General features: G+C 51.6%; 17 protein-coding genes, 1 tRNA gene and 1 pseudogene. 11 read left to right on the forward strand and 8 right to left on the reverse strand.

What is annotated here, in order from left to right; genetic code table 11:
- Positions 1–6: 6 nt before the first annotated feature.
- Genes ETG88_RS18110 through yejF form a run of 3 tightly spaced genes read left to right on the forward strand, consistent with a single transcriptional unit; the run spans position 7 to position 3,717 of the window.
- Positions 7–1,101 carry a microcin C ABC transporter permease YejB gene (locus tag ETG88_RS18110; RefSeq protein ID WP_100779503.1) on the forward strand — a complete coding sequence of 365 codons (1,095 nt, stop codon included), beginning with the start codon at positions 7–9 and terminating at the stop codon, positions 1,099–1,101.
- On the forward strand, positions 1,101–2,126 hold the full coding sequence (locus ETG88_RS18115) for an ABC transporter permease (RefSeq protein WP_123427260.1): 1,026 nt from the start codon (positions 1,101–1,103) through the stop codon (positions 2,124–2,126). Before ETG88_RS18110 ends, ETG88_RS18115 begins: the two co-directional genes overlap by 1 nt.
- Position 2,127: 1 nt before the next feature.
- Positions 2,128–3,717: a microcin C ABC transporter ATP-binding protein YejF gene (yejF, locus tag ETG88_RS18120; RefSeq protein ID WP_129036028.1), complete on the forward strand. Its 1,590-nt coding sequence runs from the start codon at positions 2,128–2,130 to the stop codon at positions 3,715–3,717.
- Between the two features lie 3 nt (positions 3,718–3,720).
- Here the strand turns inward: yejF and ETG88_RS18125 are convergent, their stop codons facing one another.
- The 3 genes from ETG88_RS18125 to rsuA form a co-directional block, all read right to left on the reverse strand.
- On the reverse strand, positions 3,721–4,065 hold the full coding sequence (locus tag ETG88_RS18125; RefSeq protein WP_100779500.1) for a YejG family protein: 345 nt from the start codon (positions 4,063–4,065) through the stop codon (positions 3,721–3,723).
- 335 nt (positions 4,066–4,400) lie between these two features.
- The gene (locus tag ETG88_RS18130) at positions 4,401–5,597 is read right to left on the reverse strand and encodes a Bcr/CflA family multidrug efflux MFS transporter (RefSeq protein ID WP_100779499.1); all 1,197 of its coding nucleotides are present in this window, start codon (positions 5,595–5,597) and stop codon (positions 4,401–4,403) included.
- Positions 5,598–5,612: 15 nt separating this feature from the next.
- The gene (gene rsuA, locus ETG88_RS18135; RefSeq protein ID WP_102104877.1) at positions 5,613–6,320 is read right to left on the reverse strand and encodes a 16S rRNA pseudouridine(516) synthase RsuA; all 708 of its coding nucleotides are present in this window, start codon (positions 6,318–6,320) and stop codon (positions 5,613–5,615) included.
- A gap of 150 nt (positions 6,321–6,470) precedes the next feature.
- On the opposite strand from rsuA, the gene radD reads away from it, so the two are divergent.
- The gene (gene radD / locus ETG88_RS18140) at positions 6,471–8,231 is read left to right on the forward strand and encodes a DNA repair helicase RadD (RefSeq protein WP_129036029.1); all 1,761 of its coding nucleotides are present in this window, start codon (positions 6,471–6,473) and stop codon (positions 8,229–8,231) included.
- 124 nt (positions 8,232–8,355) lie between these two features.
- Entirely contained in the window at positions 8,356–8,640 is a 285-nt protein-coding gene (gene rplY / locus ETG88_RS18145; RefSeq protein ID WP_100779496.1) for a 50S ribosomal protein L25, read from the forward strand.
- 50 nt (positions 8,641–8,690) lie between these two features.
- Here the strand turns inward: rplY and yejK are convergent, their stop codons facing one another.
- Positions 8,691–9,698 (reverse strand): nucleoid-associated protein YejK, encoded by a 1,008-nt coding sequence (gene yejK / locus ETG88_RS18150; RefSeq protein WP_129036030.1) that lies wholly within the window; start codon positions 9,696–9,698, stop codon positions 8,691–8,693.
- Between the two features lie 134 nt (positions 9,699–9,832).
- Between yejK and ETG88_RS18155 the strand changes: the two genes are divergently transcribed.
- Positions 9,833–10,060, forward strand: a complete 228-nt coding sequence (locus tag ETG88_RS18155; RefSeq protein ID WP_100779494.1) for a YejL family protein — start codon at positions 9,833–9,835, stop codon at positions 10,058–10,060.
- A 19-nt stretch (positions 10,061–10,079) separates the two neighbouring features.
- Positions 10,080–11,840, forward strand: coding sequence for an LPS biosynthesis-modulating metalloenzyme YejM (gene yejM, locus ETG88_RS18160; RefSeq protein WP_100779493.1), 1,761 nt, complete (start codon positions 10,080–10,082; stop codon positions 11,838–11,840).
- Positions 11,841–12,561: 721 nt separating this feature from the next.
- Here the strand turns inward: yejM and ETG88_RS18165 are convergent.
- The 3 genes and pseudogenes from ETG88_RS18165 to ETG88_RS18175 all read right to left on the reverse strand — a co-directional run bounded on the left by ETG88_RS18165 (position 12,562) and on the right by ETG88_RS18175 (position 14,979).
- A pseudogene (locus ETG88_RS18165) lies at positions 12,562–13,338 on the reverse strand (transposase).
- A gap of 332 nt (positions 13,339–13,670) precedes the next feature.
- The gene (locus ETG88_RS18170; protein ID WP_129036031.1) at positions 13,671–14,675 is read right to left on the reverse strand and encodes a hypothetical protein; all 1,005 of its coding nucleotides are present in this window, start codon (positions 14,673–14,675) and stop codon (positions 13,671–13,673) included.
- 76 nt (positions 14,676–14,751) lie between these two features.
- The gene (locus tag ETG88_RS18175) at positions 14,752–14,979 is read right to left on the reverse strand and encodes a hypothetical protein (protein WP_129036032.1); all 228 of its coding nucleotides are present in this window, start codon (positions 14,977–14,979) and stop codon (positions 14,752–14,754) included.
- 857 nt (positions 14,980–15,836) lie between these two features.
- Between ETG88_RS18175 and ETG88_RS18180 the strand changes: the two genes are divergently transcribed.
- The 3 genes from ETG88_RS18180 to ETG88_RS18190 all read left to right on the forward strand — a co-directional run bounded on the left by ETG88_RS18180 (position 15,837) and on the right by ETG88_RS18190 (position 17,085).
- Positions 15,837–15,913 (forward strand) — tRNA-Pro (locus tag ETG88_RS18180).
- 124 nt (positions 15,914–16,037) lie between these two features.
- A complete protein-coding gene (locus ETG88_RS18185; protein WP_100779492.1) occupies positions 16,038–16,277 on the forward strand; it encodes a DinI family protein in 240 nt (79 codons plus the stop codon).
- A gap of 163 nt (positions 16,278–16,440) precedes the next feature.
- Entirely contained in the window at positions 16,441–17,085 is a 645-nt protein-coding gene (locus ETG88_RS18190; protein ID WP_129036033.1) for a helix-turn-helix domain-containing protein, read from the forward strand.
- Between the two features lie 299 nt (positions 17,086–17,384).
- Here ETG88_RS18190 and ETG88_RS18195 read toward each other — a convergent pair whose 3' ends face one another.
- Complete coding sequence (locus ETG88_RS18195; RefSeq protein ID WP_100779489.1) at positions 17,385–17,645, reverse strand: DUF2534 family protein; 261 nt, start codon at positions 17,643–17,645, stop codon at positions 17,385–17,387.
- A gap of 204 nt (positions 17,646–17,849) precedes the next feature.
- Here ETG88_RS18195 and eco point away from each other — a divergent pair, with 204 nt between their 5' ends.
- Positions 17,850–18,359 carry a serine protease inhibitor ecotin gene (gene eco, locus ETG88_RS18200; protein WP_100779488.1) on the forward strand — a complete coding sequence of 170 codons (510 nt, stop codon included), beginning with the start codon at positions 17,850–17,852 and terminating at the stop codon, positions 18,357–18,359.
- Positions 18,360–18,365: the final 6 nt, after the last annotated feature.

Below are 18,365 nucleotides of genomic sequence, written 5' to 3' on the forward strand. Positions count from 1 at the left end.
ATACAGATGGGTGCTTACCTGATTCGCCGTTTACTGCTGATAATCCCCACCCTGTGGGCGATTATCACCATTAACTTTTTCATTGTGCAGATTGCGCCGGGCGGCCCGGTCGATCAGGCCATTGCCGCCATTGAGTTTGGCAACAGCAGCGGCTTACCGGGCGGCGGAGGCGAAGGCCTGCGCGCCAGCCACGCACAAACCGGCACCGGAAATATCAGTGAAAGCCATTATCGCGGGGGACGCGGCTTAGATCCTGAGGTGATCGCTGAGATCACCCACCGCTACGGTTTCGACAAACCCATTCACGAGCGCTATTTCAAAATGCTCTGGGACTATATCCGCTTCGATTTCGGCGACAGCCTGTTCCGCAGCGCCTCGGTGATCCAGCTCATTAAAGACAGCCTGCCGGTGTCGATCACCCTCGGATTGTGGGGGACGCTGATTATCTACCTGGTGTCGATTCCGCTTGGGATCCGCAAAGCGGTGCACAACGGCAGCCGTTTCGATATCTGGAGCAGCACCTTCATCATTATCGGGTACGCGATCCCGGCATTTCTGTTCGCCGTGCTGTTGATTGTCTTTTTCGCCGGCGGCAGCTATTTCGACCTCTTCCCCCTGCGTGGACTTGTGTCAGCTGATTTCAGCTCGCTGCCCTGGTATCAGAAAATAACCGATTATCTCTGGCATATCACCCTGCCGGTGCTGGCGACGGTGATTGGCGGATTTGCCGCCCTGACGATGCTGACCAAAAACGCCTTTCTGGATGAGATCCGCAAACAGTACGTGGTCACCGCGCGGGCTAAAGGGGTGAGCGAAAAACAGATCATGTGGAAACATGTGTTCCGCAACGCCATGCTGCTGGTTATCGCCGGCTTCCCGGCCACTTTTATCAGCATGTTTTTCACCGGCTCGCTGCTGATTGAGGTGATGTTCTCCCTCAATGGCCTCGGCCTGCTCGGCTATGAAGCCACCGTGTCGCGCGACTATCCCGTGATGTTTGGCACACTCTACATTTTCACCCTGATTGGCCTGCTGCTGAATATTGTCAGCGATATCAGCTATACGCTGGTCGATCCTCGCATTGATTTTGAGGGCCGCTGATGCCGCATTTAAGCCCCGTCAACCAGGCCCGCTGGGCACGTTTTCGCCACAATCGTCGCGGCTACTGGTCGCTGTGGATCTTCGCCGTCCTGTTTATCCTGAGCCTCTGTTCAGAGCTGATTGCCAACGACAAACCGCTGCTGGTGCATTTCAACGATCGCTGGTACACGCCGGTACTCACCAACTACAGCGAAAGTGATTTTGGCGGGCCCTTTGCCACACCGGCTGACTATCAGGACCCGTGGCTGCGCGATCAGCTCGACAACCACGGCTGGGTGCTGTGGGCGCCCATTCGCTTTGGCGCGAACAGTATCAACTTCTCCACCTCAACCCCCTTCCCTTCTGCGCCCTCCGCGCAAAACTGGCTGGGGACGGATGCCAACGGCGGCGATGTGCTGGCACGCATCCTCTACGGCACGCGGATATCTATTCTCTTCGGCCTGATGCTAACGCTGTTTTCCAGCGTAATGGGAGTTGTCGCGGGCGCGGTACAGGGTTATTACGGCGGTAAAATCGATCTATGGGGCCAGCGTTTCATCGAGGTCTGGTCGGGCATGCCGACGCTGTTTTTAATTATCTTGCTCTCGAGCGTGTTACAGCCCAACTTCTGGTGGCTGCTCGGTATCACTGTGCTGTTTGGCTGGATGGCGCTGGTGGGCGTGGTGCGCGCCGAGTTTTTGCGCACCCGTAACTTTGATTACATTCGTGCGGCGCAGGCGCTGGGGGTGAGCGATCGCAGCATCATTTTCCGCCACATGCTGCCCAACGCGGTGGTCGCGACCCTGACCTTCCTGCCCTTTATTCTGTGCAGTTCGATAACCACCCTCACCTCTCTTGATTTTCTCGGTTTCGGCTTGCCGCTTGGCTCACCGTCACTGGGCGAGCTGTTGCTGCAGGGGAAAAACAATCTCCAGGCGCCTTGGCTTGGCATTACGGCGTTTCTGTCGGTGGCCATACTGCTCTCGTTACTGATTTTTATTGGCGAAGCGGTCCGCGATGCCTTTGATCCCAATAAGGCGGTATAAGATGACGCAGCCTCTGCTTAGCATCGAAAATCTCTCCATCGCATTCACTCAGCAAGGTGAAACGCGCGAAGTGGTGAGCGATTTATCCCTGCAAATCCAGGCGGGAGAGACGCTGGCGCTGGTGGGCGAATCCGGCTCTGGCAAAAGCGTCTCGGCGCTGTCTGTTCTGCGCCTGCTCCCCTCCCCGCCGGTGGTCTATCCGCAGGGCGATATTCTGTTTCACGGCCAGTCACTGCTTCACGCCGATGAACACACTCTTCGTGGCGTGCGCGGAAACAAAATCGCGATGATTTTCCAGGAGCCGATGGTCTCCCTCAACCCGCTTCATACTCTGGAAAAACAGCTCTACGAGGTGCTATCCCTGCACCGGGGAATGCGCAAAGAGTCCGCACGCGGCGAGATTCTGGACTGCCTTGAGCGTACCGGGATCCGCAACGCCGCCAGACGCCTGACCGATTTTCCCCATCAGCTCTCGGGCGGTGAGCGCCAGCGCGTGATGATTGCGATGGCGCTGCTGACGCGCCCGGAGCTACTGATTGCCGATGAGCCGACGACCGCGCTGGATGTCACCGTGCAGGCGCAAATCCTGCAGCTTTTGCGCGAACTGCGCGAAGAGCTGAATATGAGCCTGCTGTTTATCACTCATAACCTCAGCATCGTGAAGAAACTCGCGGATAACGTGGCGGTGATGCAAAACGGTCGCTGTGTGGAGCAGAACACGGCGACCGCCCTGTTCCACGCGCCGCAGCACCCTTACACCCAGCGTTTGCTCGACAGCGAGCCGTCGGGCGATCCCGTCCCGCTGACCGCTGGCAGCAAACCGCTGCTGAACGTCGAAAACCTGGCCGTCGCGTTCCCGGTGCGTAAAGGCATTTTCCGCCGCGTGGTGGCGGAGAATACGGTGCTGAAGAACGTCAGCTTTTCTCTGCGCCCAGGCGAAACGCTGGGGCTGGTGGGGGAATCGGGTTCGGGGAAAAGCACTACCGGTCTGGCGCTGCTACGCCTGATTAATTCTCAGGGGACGATTCTGTTCGATGGCAAACCGCTGCACAGCTGGAACCGTCGTCAGATGTTGCCCGTTCGCCCACGGATGCAGGTGGTGTTTCAGGACCCGAACTCGTCTCTCAATCCGCGGCTGAACGTACTGCAAATCATCGAGGAGGGGTTGCGCGTTCATCAGCCTGCGCTGAGCGCCCGCCAGCGGGAAGAGGAAGTGATTCGGGTGATGCAGGAGGTGGGGCTGGATCCGGAAACGCGCTATCGCTACCCGGCGGCTTTTTCCGGTGGTCAACGCCAGCGCATCGCCATCTCAAGAGCCCTGATCCTGAAACCGGAGCTGATTATTCTGGATGAGCCGACATCGTCCCTGGACCGCACCGTGCAGGCGCAGATTCTGGCGCTATTGAAGGGACTCCAGGAAAAGCATCGCCTGGCCTATATTTTTATCAGCCACGATCTGCGGGTGGTGCGGGCGTTATGCCATCAGGTGATAGTGCTGCGACAGGGAGAGGTGGTCGAGCAAGGGGATTGTCAGCGCGTGTTTGCCGCGCCGACGCATGACTACACGCGTCAGCTGTTAGCGCTGCGCTGACGCTCAGAAAGGATGCTGGCCGGAGAACGGCTCGGCGATCGCGACGCCAAAGTTTTTCAGGCGGCAGGTCGCCGCAAATTCATCCTGGCTGTTCACAAACAGGCAGGGTTCGCCTTCACACTCCAGCACGGAGCTGACGACTTCGATATCGGTCAGTGCCTGGCTCAAACGCTCCATCACCGGCCATGCGTTTTCATCGTCCGGGCTGAGCAATTTCAGCGCGACCAGACAGTTATCGCCCTCTTTTCCACTTTGCGGAATCGGTTCAACTTTCGAACCTGCAAAACCCGCCGACCAGCGATAGCTCTGGGGCAAGCGATGGACTATGGAGAGTTGTAATGTATTCACGTTCTTTCCCCGGAAGCCAAAAAAGCCTTCACAATTTATTTACATTTATAGTAACACATCGTTGCTAACCTGCCGTTATTTTCCTGAAAAACCGTTCACAGCCGTATGTTACGGGCTTTAGCGTCTCATTTTTCAGGGCATTATTTAGTAAGTTACAGGCTCGCTTTGGCGGTATATGTACCCGTTTCTGCGATCTAACTCAACCTTTTTAACTACAACGATGTGACTTTTTACATAAATAGATTTTACATAAAAGAAACAAACAAGGGGTAAACAAACGCAGGTTTGGTTGACGCGTATCAAAAAAAGGGGCCGCATTGGCCCCTTTTCTGTTATCAGCTTGCCGTTTTTCGCGGCCGACTGGCGTAGAGATAGAAGAGAATAGAGCAGGTCGCGCAAAACGCGATTGACCAAATCATCGGCCAGGCGGTGTTAAACGTCGCCATGGAGAGCAGTGCCCCGACAATCGCACCAATTCCGAAGCGGAAGGTTCCCGCCAGCGATGAGGCCGTCCCCGCCATATGCGGAAACTCATCGAGGATAACGGCCATCGCATTGGATGACACCATTGACACGCAGCCAACAAACGCCGCCACGCCGACCACCAGCGCCCAGAAACCGACGCCAAAGAAGGCGCTGAGCACCATCCAGACAGCCATGACAAACTGGATCCACAGCCCGGCGCGGAACATATTCAGCGCCCCTGCCCGGCGAACAAAGCGGCTGTTAATGATGGTCATCACAAACAGGAACACGATGTTCAGGGCGAAGTAGTAGCCAAAATGCTGCGGCGAAACGTGGTTGATCTCGATGTAAACAAACGGCCCGGCGCTCAGGAATGAGAACATCCCCGCAAAGCTGAAACCGCTCGCCAGCATATAGCTCAGCACACGTTTATGCCGAAACAGTGAGGCGAAGTTGCCGATGGTGGTGCGAATATGAAACTTCTGCCGACGTTCCACCGGCAAGGTTTCGTCAATAAAGAAGAAGATCATCGCCGATGCCAGCAGCGCCGCGATCGCCAGGATCCAGAAGATGGCGTGCCAGCTAAACCACACCAGCACCGCGCCACCGATCATCGGCGCCAGCAGTGGCGCGATGGTAGTGACCAGCATGACGAAGGACATCATGCGCGAGAACTCTTCTTTCGGATAGATATCGCGCATCAGGGCGTTAATCACCACGCTCGCCGCCGCAGCCGCCAGGCCGTGGAAGAATCGCATGATAATCAGATGATCGATGGTCTGCGCCAGCGCACAGGCCACCGCCGCCCCAGCAAACACCAGCGTTCCCCCAAGGATCACCGGCTTGCGGCCAATGCTGTCAGCCATCGGGCCGTACAATAACTGCCCGACGGCGAAACCGAGGATATAGGTACTGAGCGTCATTTGCGCGCTGCCTGCCGGAACGCCAAACTGCGCGGAAATCACCGGCAGTGCGGGCAGGTACATGTCGATCGACAGCGGCATCAGCATGGCCAGCAGGCCAAGAATAAATACGATGCTAATTGACGAGTGTGGCCTGGTGGTCACAGTGTGCTCCTGAAATTAGCGGGAAGGCATGCCAACGCTGGCAATCTCTTCTTCCGTCAACGGGCGGTATTCACCGGGTTCAAGCTCGGGATCGAGGGCGATTTCACCAATGCGTTCGCGGTGCAGCCCAACCACACGGTTGCCGACGGCGGCGAACATACGCTTCACCTGATGGTAACGGCCTTCGCTGATGGTCAGACGCACTTCGGTCGGGGTGATCACGTCCAGCTGCGCGGGTTTGGTCAGATCTTTTTCATTATGCAGCTGCACGCCTTTGGTAAACTGCTCGGCGGTATCGTCAGACACCGGTGATTCGAGCGTAACCAGATAGGTCTTTTCGCAGTGATGACGCGGAGACGTAATGCGGTGCGACCACTGGCCGTCGTCGGTCATCAGCACCAGACCGGTGGTATCAATATCCAGACGCCCCGCCGCATGCAGCTTGTGCGCGACAGGTTCATCCAGGAAATAGAGCACCGTCGGGTGATCCGGGTCATCCGTCGAGCACACGTACCCTTCCGGCTTGTTGAGCATGAAATAGCGCGGGCCATTCTGCTGGGTCAGCGTGTTGCCGTCGTACTCCACCTCATGTTCTGGCTGGAGTTTGAAAGCGCTCTCTTTCACAATATCGCCATCCACGGTAACGCGGCTGGCGCGAATTTCACGCCCGGCAATAGCGCGGCTTACGCCGAGTTGCTGAGCGATAAACTTATCAAGTCGCATGAAATCTTATAGCCTTTATGGTGCTGGAAGTCGGACAACATGTCCGAAAAAGAAGCAGTCAAGAACGGTCCAGTATAGCGGTCTGGTTGCGCCACTCAAGGGAAAAAGTTTCGTGGCATACTATGTGCGTGATAACAAAATCGAGAGCTCATGACTTTTACACTTCGCCCCTATCAGCAGGAAGCCGTTGACGCCACCCTCGCCTGGTTTCGCAAGCACACTGAACCTGCCGCCATCGTCCTGCCCACCGGAGCGGGCAAAAGCCTGGTAATTGCCGAACTGGCACGGCTGGCACGTGGCCGGGTGCTGGTGCTGGCCCACGTCAAAGAGCTGGTAGCGCAAAACCATGCCAAATACTGTGCTCTGGGTCTTGAGGCCGATATCTTCGCCGCCGGGCTGAAACGCAAAGAGAGCCACGGCAAAGTGGTGTTTGGTAGCGTGCAGTCGGTCGCACGAAACCTGGCGCATTTTCGCAGTGAATTCTCGCTATTGATTGTCGACGAGTGTCATCGGATCAGCGATGACGATGAGAGCCAGTATCAGCAAATCCTTAATCATCTGAAAACAGTAAACCCGCAGGTTCGCCTGCTGGGGCTGACCGCTACGCCCTTCCGCCTCGGCAAAGGCTGGATCTATCAGTTCCATTATCACGGCATGGTGCGTGGCGACGAAAAAGCCCTGTTTCGCGATTGCATCTATGAGCTGCCCCTGCGCTACATGATTAAGCACGGTTATCTGACACCACCCGAGCGGCTGGACATGCCGGTCGTGCAGTATGATTTCAGCCGCTTGCAGGCCCAGAGTAACGGGCTGTTTAGCGAAGCGGATATGAACCTGGAGCTGAAAAAACAGCAGCGCATCACCCCGCATATCATCAGCCAGATCGAAGAGTTCGCCCAGACGCGCAAAGGGGTGATGATTTTCGCGGCCACCGTCGAGCACGCCAGAGAGATAACCGGCCTGCTTCCGTCCGACGACGCGGCGCTGATCACCGGTGAAACGCCAGGACCCGAGCGTGACACGCTGATCGACGCCTTTAAAGCACAGCAGTTCCGCTATCTGGTGAATGTCTCGGTGCTGACCACCGGGTTTGACGCCCCGCACGTGGATCTGATTGCGATTTTGCGCCCGACCGAATCCGTCAGCCTGTATCAGCAAATTGTCGGCCGTGGGCTGCGGCTTTCTCCCGGCAAGACCGACTGTCTGATTCTCGATTACGCCGGGAACCCGCACGATCTCTATTCACCGGAAGTGGGTACGCCAAAAGGCAAAAGCGGGAACGTCCCGGTGCAGGTGTTCTGTCCGGGCTGCGGTTTCGCCAATACCTTCTGGGGGAAAACCACTGCCGACGGAACCCTGATCGAGCATTTTGGCCGCCGCTGTCAGGGCTGGTTTGAGGATGATGCCGGCCATCGCGAGCAGTGCGATTACCGTTTTCGCTTTAAAAACTGCCCGCAGTGTAACGCCGAAAATGATATTGCCGCGCGGCGCTGTCGCGAATGTGACACGGTGCTGGTCGATCCCGATGACATGCTGAAAGCCGCGCTGAAGCTGAAAGACGCGCTGGTGCTACGCTGCTCGGGCATGGCGCTACAACCCGGCGCCGACGAGAAAGGCGAATGGCTGAAAATCACTTATTACGATGAGGACGGCGCAGACGTCAGCGAGCGTTTTCGTCTGCATACGCCCGCCCAGCGCACGGCTTTTGAACAGCTGTTTATTCGCCCGCATACCCGCACGCCAGGCGTGCCATTGCGCTGGATAACGGTCGCCGACATCGTCCATCAGCAGGTATTGTTGCGCCACCCGGATTTTGTCGTCGCGCGTAAAAAAGGCCAATTCTGGCAGGTGCGCGAGAAGCTCTTCGATTACGAAGGGCGTTTCCGTCGAGCCAATGAATTGCGCGGTTAAGGGCACTTTTTATTGATGTGACGGGCGTTTGAGTATAAAATGCCGCCCGCTTCACATCCGTGAGGCAGAACACTCACCTGCTGCTGGGTCGCCTGTAGCAGGACTTATTTACAGAGAGAAATCAATGTTTACTATCAATGCAGAAGTACGTTCTGTGCAGGGTAAGGGTGCGAGCCGCCGCCTGCGCGCAGCTAACAAATTCCCGGCTATCATCTATGGTGGCGATGCTGCTCCAGTAGCAATCGAGATGGACCAGGACAAAGTCTGGAACCAGCAGACTAAAGAAGGTTTCTACACCGAAGTTCTGACTATCGTTATCGATGGCAAAGAAGAAAAAGTGAAAGTTCAGGCTGTTCAGCGTCACCCGTTCAAGCCAAAACTGTCTCACGTCGACTTCGTTCGCGCTTAATCGCCAACAAGTTGAGAAAAACCCCGCATTGCGGGGTTTTTTTATGGCTGCTATTTACCGCCAGACGTACGGCGTTGCAGCTGGTCGCGCAGGTTCGGCGGTGTACCTTTGATGGTTAAGGTGTCCGTCGCCGGGTCCCAGAAAATGCGCTCGCCCAGCAGCATGGCATCGAAGTTCACCGTTAACCCGCCGCCGCTACCGGCAAATTTGGTGAGCTGACGCAGGGTGCTGCGATCCGCCGGGAAGCTCTCTTCCAGCTCGTAGCCTTTATCCGCCGTAAACTCGTGGAAGCTGACCTCGCTGACGCCAGAAAGCTCTTTCGACAGCGACTCCAGTTCAATCTCTTCGCCCGCCTGCAGCTGTTCGTTGCAGTAGCTGTAAACCTGCTGACGGACGTTCTGACGCTCGGATTTATCGAGGTGCGCTTCTGCGGTGAAATCATCCACGGCCTGCAGCAGCCCTTTGTTCTGCGCTTTCGCGTTCAGACCTTCGCTGGCACCGAGGAAGTCCATGAAGAAATCGGCGACTTTGCGGCCCACGCGCCCTTTCAGGAACGTCAGGTATCGCGTTGATTCCGGGTTGGTTTCCCATTCGGTCAGATCGATTCGCGCCACGATATCGGCGTGGTTGATATCCAGATAATGTGTGGAGCTGATATCCATCTGCTCGTTGACGCGCATGCTGCTCAGATTGCTGAGCACCGTGACCAGCAGGTACTCCACGGCGAGATAGCGGTACTGACAAAACAGTACGATACCGCCGTCAGCGAACGGATATTTTGCCAGCTCGTCACGCAGACGCCCGGTTGCCGCGCGGCTAAACGCCAGAAAATCCTCTTCGCCCTGGCGTTGCAGACGCAGGCTTTCGGCCAGCTCACTCTCGTCGTTGAACATGCCATAGGCTTTATTTTTAGCGCTGTAGACGCGGTGTAGCTCCGCCATCATTTCCGTAACGGTAGGCGTTGGTTCCAGTAACGAATCGCGAAGCACCAGCTCCAGGGTTTGCTCATCACGCTTGATAAGCTGGTGCAAGGCAATCTGGTTGATATCCAGACTCATGATAAACTCTCCTTTAAGACCGGGCGGTATTCAACCACCACCCACGCATGTGTGCAATAGAAGATAAAAAAGGGGAAAAAAAGCTGTTGCTACGGTAATATGTTGCCCTCTCATCAACAAACTGATTTCGATTTATGCCACAACATTCCCGCTATAGTGATGAACACGTTGAACAACTGCTCAGTGAGCTGGTCAACGTACTTGAAAAACATAAAACGCCGACCGATCTCTCCCTGATGGTTCTGGGAAATATGGTCACCAACCTTATCAATACCAGCGTTGCTCCGGCCCAACGTCAGGCGATCGCAAAATCATTCGCCCACGCGTTGCAGTCATCCGTCAGCGACGACCAGGCGCATTAAGGGAAACGAACGACAGTCTATGGTGACGAATCGTCAGCGCTACCGTGAAAAAGTCTCCCAGATGGTTAGCTGGGGGCACTGGTTTGCCTTGTTCAACATTCTGTTGGCCATGGTACTCGGCAGCCGTTATCTGTTAGTGGCCGACTGGCCAACGACCTTAACCGGGCGCATTTACTCCTGGATAAGCGTTGTCGGGCACTTTAGCTTTTTGGTCTTCGCCACTTATCTGCTGATTCTGTTCCCTCTGACGTTTATCGTGATGTCGCAGAGGCTGATGCGGTTTTTATCCGCAATTCTCGCCACTGTCGGCATGACCCTGCTGCTAATCGACAGCGAAGTTTTCACCCGTTTTCACCTCCATCTCAATCCCATCGTCTGGGAACTGGTGATCAATCCCGACCAGAACGAAACCGCGCGTGACTGGCAGCTGATGTTTATCAGCGTGCCGATTATCCTGCTGATTGAGATGCTGTTCGCCACCTGGAGCTGGCAAAAACTGCGAAGCCTCACCCGCCGTCGCCACTATGCCCAGCCCGTTGCGGCCCTGTTTTTCGTCGCGTTTATCAGCTCCCATATTATGTACATCTGGGCGGATGCGAACTTCTATCGCCCGATTACTATGCAGCGCGCCAACCTGCCGCTCTCCTATCCGATGACGGCACGCCGCTTCCTGGAGAAACACGGCCTGCTGGATGCGCAGGAATATCAGCGCCGTCTGGTGGAACAAGGTAATCCTGAAGCCGTGTCGGTCCAGTATCCGCTGAGCGAGTTACGTTATCGCGATATGGGTCAGGGCCAGAACGTTCTGCTTATTACCGTCGACGGTCTGAACTACTCCCGTTACGAGAAGCAGATGCCTGCGCTTGCACAGTTTGCCGAGCAGAACATCAACTTCACCCAGCATATGAGCTCGGGAAATAACACCGACGCCGGTATTTTTGGTCTGTTCTACGGTATCTCCGCCGGCTATATGGACGGCGTGCTTTCCGCCCGAACGCCTGCGGCGCTGATTACCTCCCTGAACCAACAGGGTTACCAGCTGGGACTGTTCTCCTCTGACGGTTTCAGTAGTCCGCTCTATCGCCAGGCGCTGCTGTCTGATTTCTCACTGCCGCCTGCGCAAAATCAGACTGACGAACAGACTGCCGGTCAGTGGGTAAACTGGCTCAATCGTTACGCGCAAGAAGATAATCGCTGGTTCTCATGGGTGGCCTTCAACGGCACTAACCTTGATGACAGCAATCAAAAAGGCTTTGTCCGCCGCTACAGCCGCGCGGCCGGCAATGTCGACGATCAGATTGCGCGCGTGATTAGCGCCCTGCGCGAATCCGGCAAGCTGGACAATACCGTGGTGATTATCACTGCGGGCCACGGCGTGCCGCTGGGCGATGAAGCGACGGACATGAACTGGTCGCGCCCTAACCTGCACGTTCCGCTGGTCGTACACTGGCCGGGTACACCGGCGCAGCGCATCAATATGCTGACAGATCACAAAGATGTGATGACCACGCTGATGCAACGTCTGCTGCACGTCAGCACACCGGCGAATGAGTATTCTCAGGGTCAGGATCTGTTCAGCGCTACGCGTCGCCATAACTGGGTGACGGCAGCGAGCAATAACACCCTGGCAGTCACTACGCCAGCACTGACGCTGGTGCTCAACAGCAACGGCAATTACCAGACGTATAACCTGCAGGGTGAGAAGATTCACGACCAAAAACCGCAGCTGAGCCTGTTGCTACAGGTGCTCACTGACGAGAAACGGTTTATCGCTAACTGATTAATTTTAAATCAGTTAGCGTGGTACACTCTTGCATTCAGAATGCAAACAGGTAGTATCTTTTTCATACGTCGGCACGTAGCGTATCGTTATGGGGTCCCTGCCCCCATAACAGCCTGATTGATCAAGGGAATTTCTTCTCGTAACTGTGAATTCACACCCTGCTTTTGCAGTTCTCAAAATGCCACCTAAGCAAAACTTTTCCGCCTGATTTGTTGCAATAAGAGGCAAGGGCGCGCGCCCTTTCAAACTCTCAGAACGTAGGGAATTACTAGTTTTCGACGGTTGAACCCTGTTCTTATTGTTTGTTTTCCGTGCTACTTGTCTAGCCCTTTACCGCGCTTCTGGTGTGCTGGTTAACTCCCTTAACCTTTCCCTTGTCGTTCCTTCATAGTGGCATAGCCACGGGAAGTAGAGACAAGCATGTTGAATCTGCTTTCCATCAGGTTAGAAAGTATCTGGTGTGCAATGTTGTGCTGCGTGTTCGTGAACCTAACCAGATTATGCCTAAGATCGTTACTTCCCCACAAAACAAGGAGAATATGATGATTTTCAAAACCTATTTTTGTATCAGTTAACACAGTAGGCAATCCGTTTTCCTTCTGTGCTTTGTTAACTAGTGCCAGATACAGACGGCATAACTTCTTTATCTTCTCTCTGTTTCATATTTCACTCCATCGACTGAATCGCCACGGATAATCTAGACACTTCCGAGCCGTTGTTAATATTGGTTTTCGTATTCTGTCGATGGCATCTGATTGCTCGAACTATGCCGACGTCTACGGTTATAAAACATTTCGATGTTATCAAAAATATCGCTGCGGGCTTCTTCCCGCGTTCCTTAAATCTTTTTCTTTTTCCGCTCGCGTTTCAGTAGCTGGAAAAAGCTTTTCTCGACCGTGGACTTCGGTATCCGACTTGAGCCTTTATTCCCACACGTTGCAACAACCGGCAGACTTTGTTTATACCGCATTGTTGCCCGGTATCCCGCAGATCGAGATAGATCTTGCGATAGCCACAAACACAGCCCGATTCCAGCCAGAACTGCCGGATATGCCCCGCCAGCTTCAGGCAGTATGATTCCGTCGTGAATGCGGCTGCTGAAGCCTGACATAAAATCCACGATGATGAACATCCAGAACCCAGCAGGGCAGACGAACAGGCCAGTAATGACTGTTGTCACGGATAACGGCGTAAATCAATCGAACAGCTTTGCGAAGTACACTGTGGCTTTTTTTTATATATCCCGTTCGTCAGTAACCCGCTTCAGTTCCTTATGGAGTCGGCGGATCTCAGCCTGAGCATCTGACTGTTCTTTGTTGCTGGAAGAGTCCGATCCATACGCCTTTATCCAGGCGTAAAGACTGTGGGTGGTGATATCGAGACGTGTTGCCACGCTGGAAACAGAATGATTACGATCAACAACTTGTTTGACAGCTACAATGTTAAACCCCTCGGGATAACGCTTACCGCTTAGGGGCACATCTCTTTTAGCCATTTTAAATGACTCTGAGGTGTCTGTTAAGCCCGTGGCGATTCAGTTTTGCTCTAGGTACGGTAGGAAACAAATGGAGGATACAAAAAAGGGGCAATCAAGCCCCTTATGTTAAACGTTGAACCAAATAAACTTAATAAATGTGATTACTGAAATGATAACCCACAAGACAATGATAGTGCCTAATACATTGATACAATAGTCATAAGTATTAGTTTTACTCTTAACAGCAGAATCAATTATGCTCTGATCTTGTGAGATACATATACAGATTATTAAAATAATCCAACCTGTAATGATCCAATGCTCAATAGCAAAAACAATAATCCCAGCCATTAGTAATGGAAACCACCGCCGCTACGGCCACCGCCAATGTGTTCACCACCACCTAAGCCGTGTGCGCTGTTAGTATTGGCTGCATTGTTACCGCCGTTACCTGTTCCATGTTCAGAACTTTTATTCGACTTGTCATGACCATTTGAAGAATGAACAGGACTGTTAATAATTGCGTCAACGTGTGGAATAGATACCTGTATTTGTGGAGCTACTTTTGCCAGTTCACCCGCTGTAGTAGATACAGTCTTACCATTCACTGTAGCGCTTACCTTTGTAGAAGGAGACAAAGTAGAAGCAGCTACATTGATAGAGCCCGTTGCTGGTCTGGTACTAGTTCCACTGTAATTAACCTGCTGTGTAGGCTGGCTATACTGTGCTGTTAGATTTAGATTACCCTTCATACCATAGTTAGCAATTGATTCTGCTGCTGCTTTAGCGTCGATCTGCATCTGTGTACGTTGCTGATTAGCTACAGTGAGTGCTGCACCTTTAGCTGCTAGCTCTGCTTGTTTCTGTGCATTAACTTCTGATACACCACCTGCTACGATCTGTGCTCTTGTACGCTGAACATTAGCCTTTGTTAAACCAGCTCCAGTCACAACAGCATCTGCTGCAATTTGTGCGGCTTGCTGGTCATTAACCTGTGCTTTCATTGCTGAACCACTTACAGCAGCATCAGCAGCCATTGAATCAGCTTCTGCTTTTGTTTGTGCTGCATGAGCGTTAGTAGCTTCTGCTCTAGCTTTCTCTGCTGCATCAACCGTAGATTGACTGAAAGAACCATCAGCATTAAAGCGGCCTGAACCATCCCTACTAGTCACATCATTATAAGCAGCATTGGTAGTTTTGCTGTTAGCATCAGCAGTAGCACTATTAGAGATTGCTTGATTAACTGCATCATGAGCGGCGCTAGCTGCTTGAGTAGCATCATTAAAACTATCAGCAAACACTGAACCAGAAACAGCCATAGATACCAGTAAAGCCAAGATTTTTACAGATTTCATTTTATTACCTATTTAATTAATATTATATTACACCAGAAGGAAAACTCTAATCTTAAACACCCAACCTATAATTAATTCAATCTTTGGCACTGCTAATAATCATATCAATATGTTGTTTAGCTAATCTTGCCCGTACTTCTTGTGACCTATTATCTCTAACAATCTGCACAAAATGGAATAGCCATAAGTTTTCAGTATTAACTATTAATTCATTCCCTTTGTTTAACGCCACTGCCTCTAAAGTGGAAATAGCAGCAGTTTTAATAATCTCTATCCATACATCATCACAGTAAGCAGTAACCATTCTGGTTAGCGTTATCTGTGCTTTTATATCACCTTCTCAAGCCTTTGATAGAAGCATTTGCAAACACTGCTTCATGCTCTCTCACGTAATTATTAAGATTCATATAGATAATGATTAGGTGATATCATGATTAGATATCTCATATCCCAGAGCAAGAATCTTTAATTAAATTTAACATTTTTCTTTCAAACTATTAATTTATTTATTCTTTAAATTATTGATTAAATAGTTATATAGAATGTTTCTACGCGCAGAAAATTAACAGATTATATCTGTGTCACATAGTGAAACAATTTCATATTTGCACTGTTAAAAGAATGATGGGAATCAAAGAAGATTTCTAAGTCACTGTAAATGATCATAATTTTATAGGGTGCGGAGACATATTGCATGTCTACTCTATAAGAATAAAAAAATCATATTTAAATGTCTACATTAATTTAGGGACGAAATGTACTTAGTGAACGATTTTCAGTCAGGAAGAATGAATCATCCCTTGTAATCTTGTCCAATGGCTGATTCAGGATTTTAGAGAGGGTGTTAATTCTGAAATATGTAGCCTCATAACCTCCCCTTTTCTTTCCGTTCCTGATCATTACACACTTCATGTACTCCTCTTTGATTGTTATCAAGTTGTAACTACTACCCTTGATTTCCCGCTCTTGTTCACACGCCCACTTTTCAGCTTGCTCTTTCGTAGGAAAGACTTACTACGCGGTGAAGTCCCTGCAATGCATACCTGTGCATTCCATTTACCACTTGCTAAGATCCTGATAGTTGCCATTTTTTTTCACACCCGTTAAGATATTACCAGCCCAACGAAAAAACGATTAGAAATCTGTATTAATCAATAGTTTCGGCACGTAGCGCAGCCTGGTAGCGCATCGTCATGGGGTGGCGAGGGTCGAGAGTTCAAATCTCTCCGTGCCGACCAAAATAGTAAAAAAAAACCAACCTTTTACGGTTGGTTTTTTTATGCCTGAACATCCGGACTACTTGACTCTTAAGGGCGTAACCGCGAAGATGCTGTATATAAAAACAGTTATCATGAGGCAGTTATGTTTGTTGAACTCGTTTATGACAAGCGCAACGTTGCAGGTTTACCGGGCGCCAGTGACATCATCCTGAATGAATTAACAAAACGCGTGCACCGGATCTTCCCGGAGGCAGTGGTGAAAGTGAAACCTATGCAGGCGAACGGTTTGAACAGCGATGCCAGCAAAAGCGATCGCGAGAAACTCAACCGCATGCTGGAAGAGATGTTTGAAGAAGCGGATATGTGGATGGTTTCTGAGTAACCCCCCTGCACTTCTTTCTTACGACTATGACCCCTGGCGATTCATTCCAGGGTTCATTAAACAATGCTCACCATTCGTATAGTTGTTTTATGTCGCAGTGTGAGCATGTGATTGCGCGTTTCACAGCTTCTGCGATAATTACTTAAAAACGCCGGGCACCATCATGAATCCCAAAGCTGCCATGCCAATCCACACACTGACGCGTTTTAAACCGCACGCGCAGATTGACCGATTGATCCATCGCTTTCTTCCTCACGCACAGCTTAAACAATTTTCCGCACACCGTATCCTGCATCTTGATAGCCAGGGTGAGCGTCTGTGCTTAATCCTCCTCGAAGGGCTGGTGGATATTTCTCGTATCGATAACGGAACGCTAAAAGGAACGCTGAAAGCGCCCTTTGTGGCCGGAATATCGCATCCAGAATATATGGGGAATGCGTTTCGATTGATGAGTGTCACCGCGGTGAATGTCGCGATTTTGCCTTACAAAACCGCCATGACGATCATTAAAGAGCAGAAAATGTGGGAAGATTACAGTAACTATCTTCTCTATATTATGGGCCTGCACTCTGCCTTAAGTCATTACAGTATAGGGCTACGCTCACGGGAGATTATCCGTGACTGTCTGGTTGACTTAATGAACGAAAGTGAGCAATACCGGCTGAAAACAAACTCGTGCAAATATATTATGGAAAAGACAGGGCTATCCCGCAGTGGCGTAATGAGTATTCTGGCTGAAATGAAAAGTGAAAATATCATCGGCATTCAGCGAGGTGTATTAACGTTTATTAACGACACCACGCGTTAGCCCTTATTTATTTTTTCTGTCATTAAAAAGGCCATCAATCGATGGCCTTTTAATTTACATTGATTCCCGTTACATATGGAAGCCACCGCCCGCACCCACATGCCCGCCAAAGGCGTGGTCATGCGCATTGTCCGCACCGGTTCCGGTACCATGTTCGGATTGGGAAGAAGCGGTATTACGGTTACTGTGGCCGTGCCAAACGTTTAATGCCGTAATTCGACGGAGCAGTTTCGTGCTGTGCCATTCTCGCTTTCAAAAAAACCAACCCGAAGGTTGGCTTATTTATCATGGGCGATTATTCAATGCTTATCAGGGCCACCGAGGAAAAAGATCCCCAGCGGAATCGCCAGTAAAATGGTGAAGACCATGCTGTAAACAAAAATCATCGCCGACTGCAGAACGTACATACTGGTCGTCCACTGTGAGAGCGGAATATTGTACTGCTCAATCACACCGACGATTGTTGCCCGTCCGACGCCTGCGGCGGCAATCAGAAACACCACAAACAGCGCCAGTAAAAACTTCCTGCCTTCGGGGGTTTTAAGCTTTGCGCGGACCATGTCTCTCTTTCCTTTACAGATGAATAACATTATTTAACGCTAACCCTAACACGATCTCCCCTTTCATTCCATATCAGCATTTATCTCTGCCATACAACCACAAAAGCAGTGTGATCAACCGAGTGAAATCAAAATATAGGTAAATCCCACCAGGCAGCCGTCTGCACTATGCTAATCTTGCATCGATTGTTTGACATAAAAGGAATGACTGTGAAAAACACACCTAAATTTGCCATCGCCCTTCTGGCTGCTGCCTGCATGAGCACCAGCGCCTTCGCAAGCGAAACGCCGAAAGCGCAGCCTCTGGAAAAGATTGCGCCGTACCCGCAGGCGGAAAAAGGCATGAAGCGTCAGGTTATCCAGCTCCCGGCTCAGGAAGATGAGTCTGCGTTTAAAGTAGAGCTGCTGATTGGACAGAACCTGGAAGTGGACTGCAATCGTCATCGCCTTGGCGGCAAACTGGAAAGCAAAACCCTGGAAGGCTGGGGCTACGACTATTACGTCTTCGATAATGTGACGTCGCCGGTTTCCACGATGATGGCCTGCCCGGACGGGAAAAAAACGCAGCAGTTCGTGACGGCGTATCTCGGCGATAACAGCCTGCTGCGCTACAACAGCAAATTACCGATTGTGGTTTACACGCCCGAGAATATCGACGTGAAATACCGCGTCTGGAAAGCCGACGAGAAAGTCGAAAACGCAGTCGTGCGTTAAAAAAAA

Source organism: Lelliottia nimipressuralis, from assembly GCF_004115925.1.
GTDB classification, from domain to species: Bacteria; Pseudomonadota; Gammaproteobacteria; order Enterobacterales; family Enterobacteriaceae; genus Enterobacter; species Enterobacter nimipressuralis.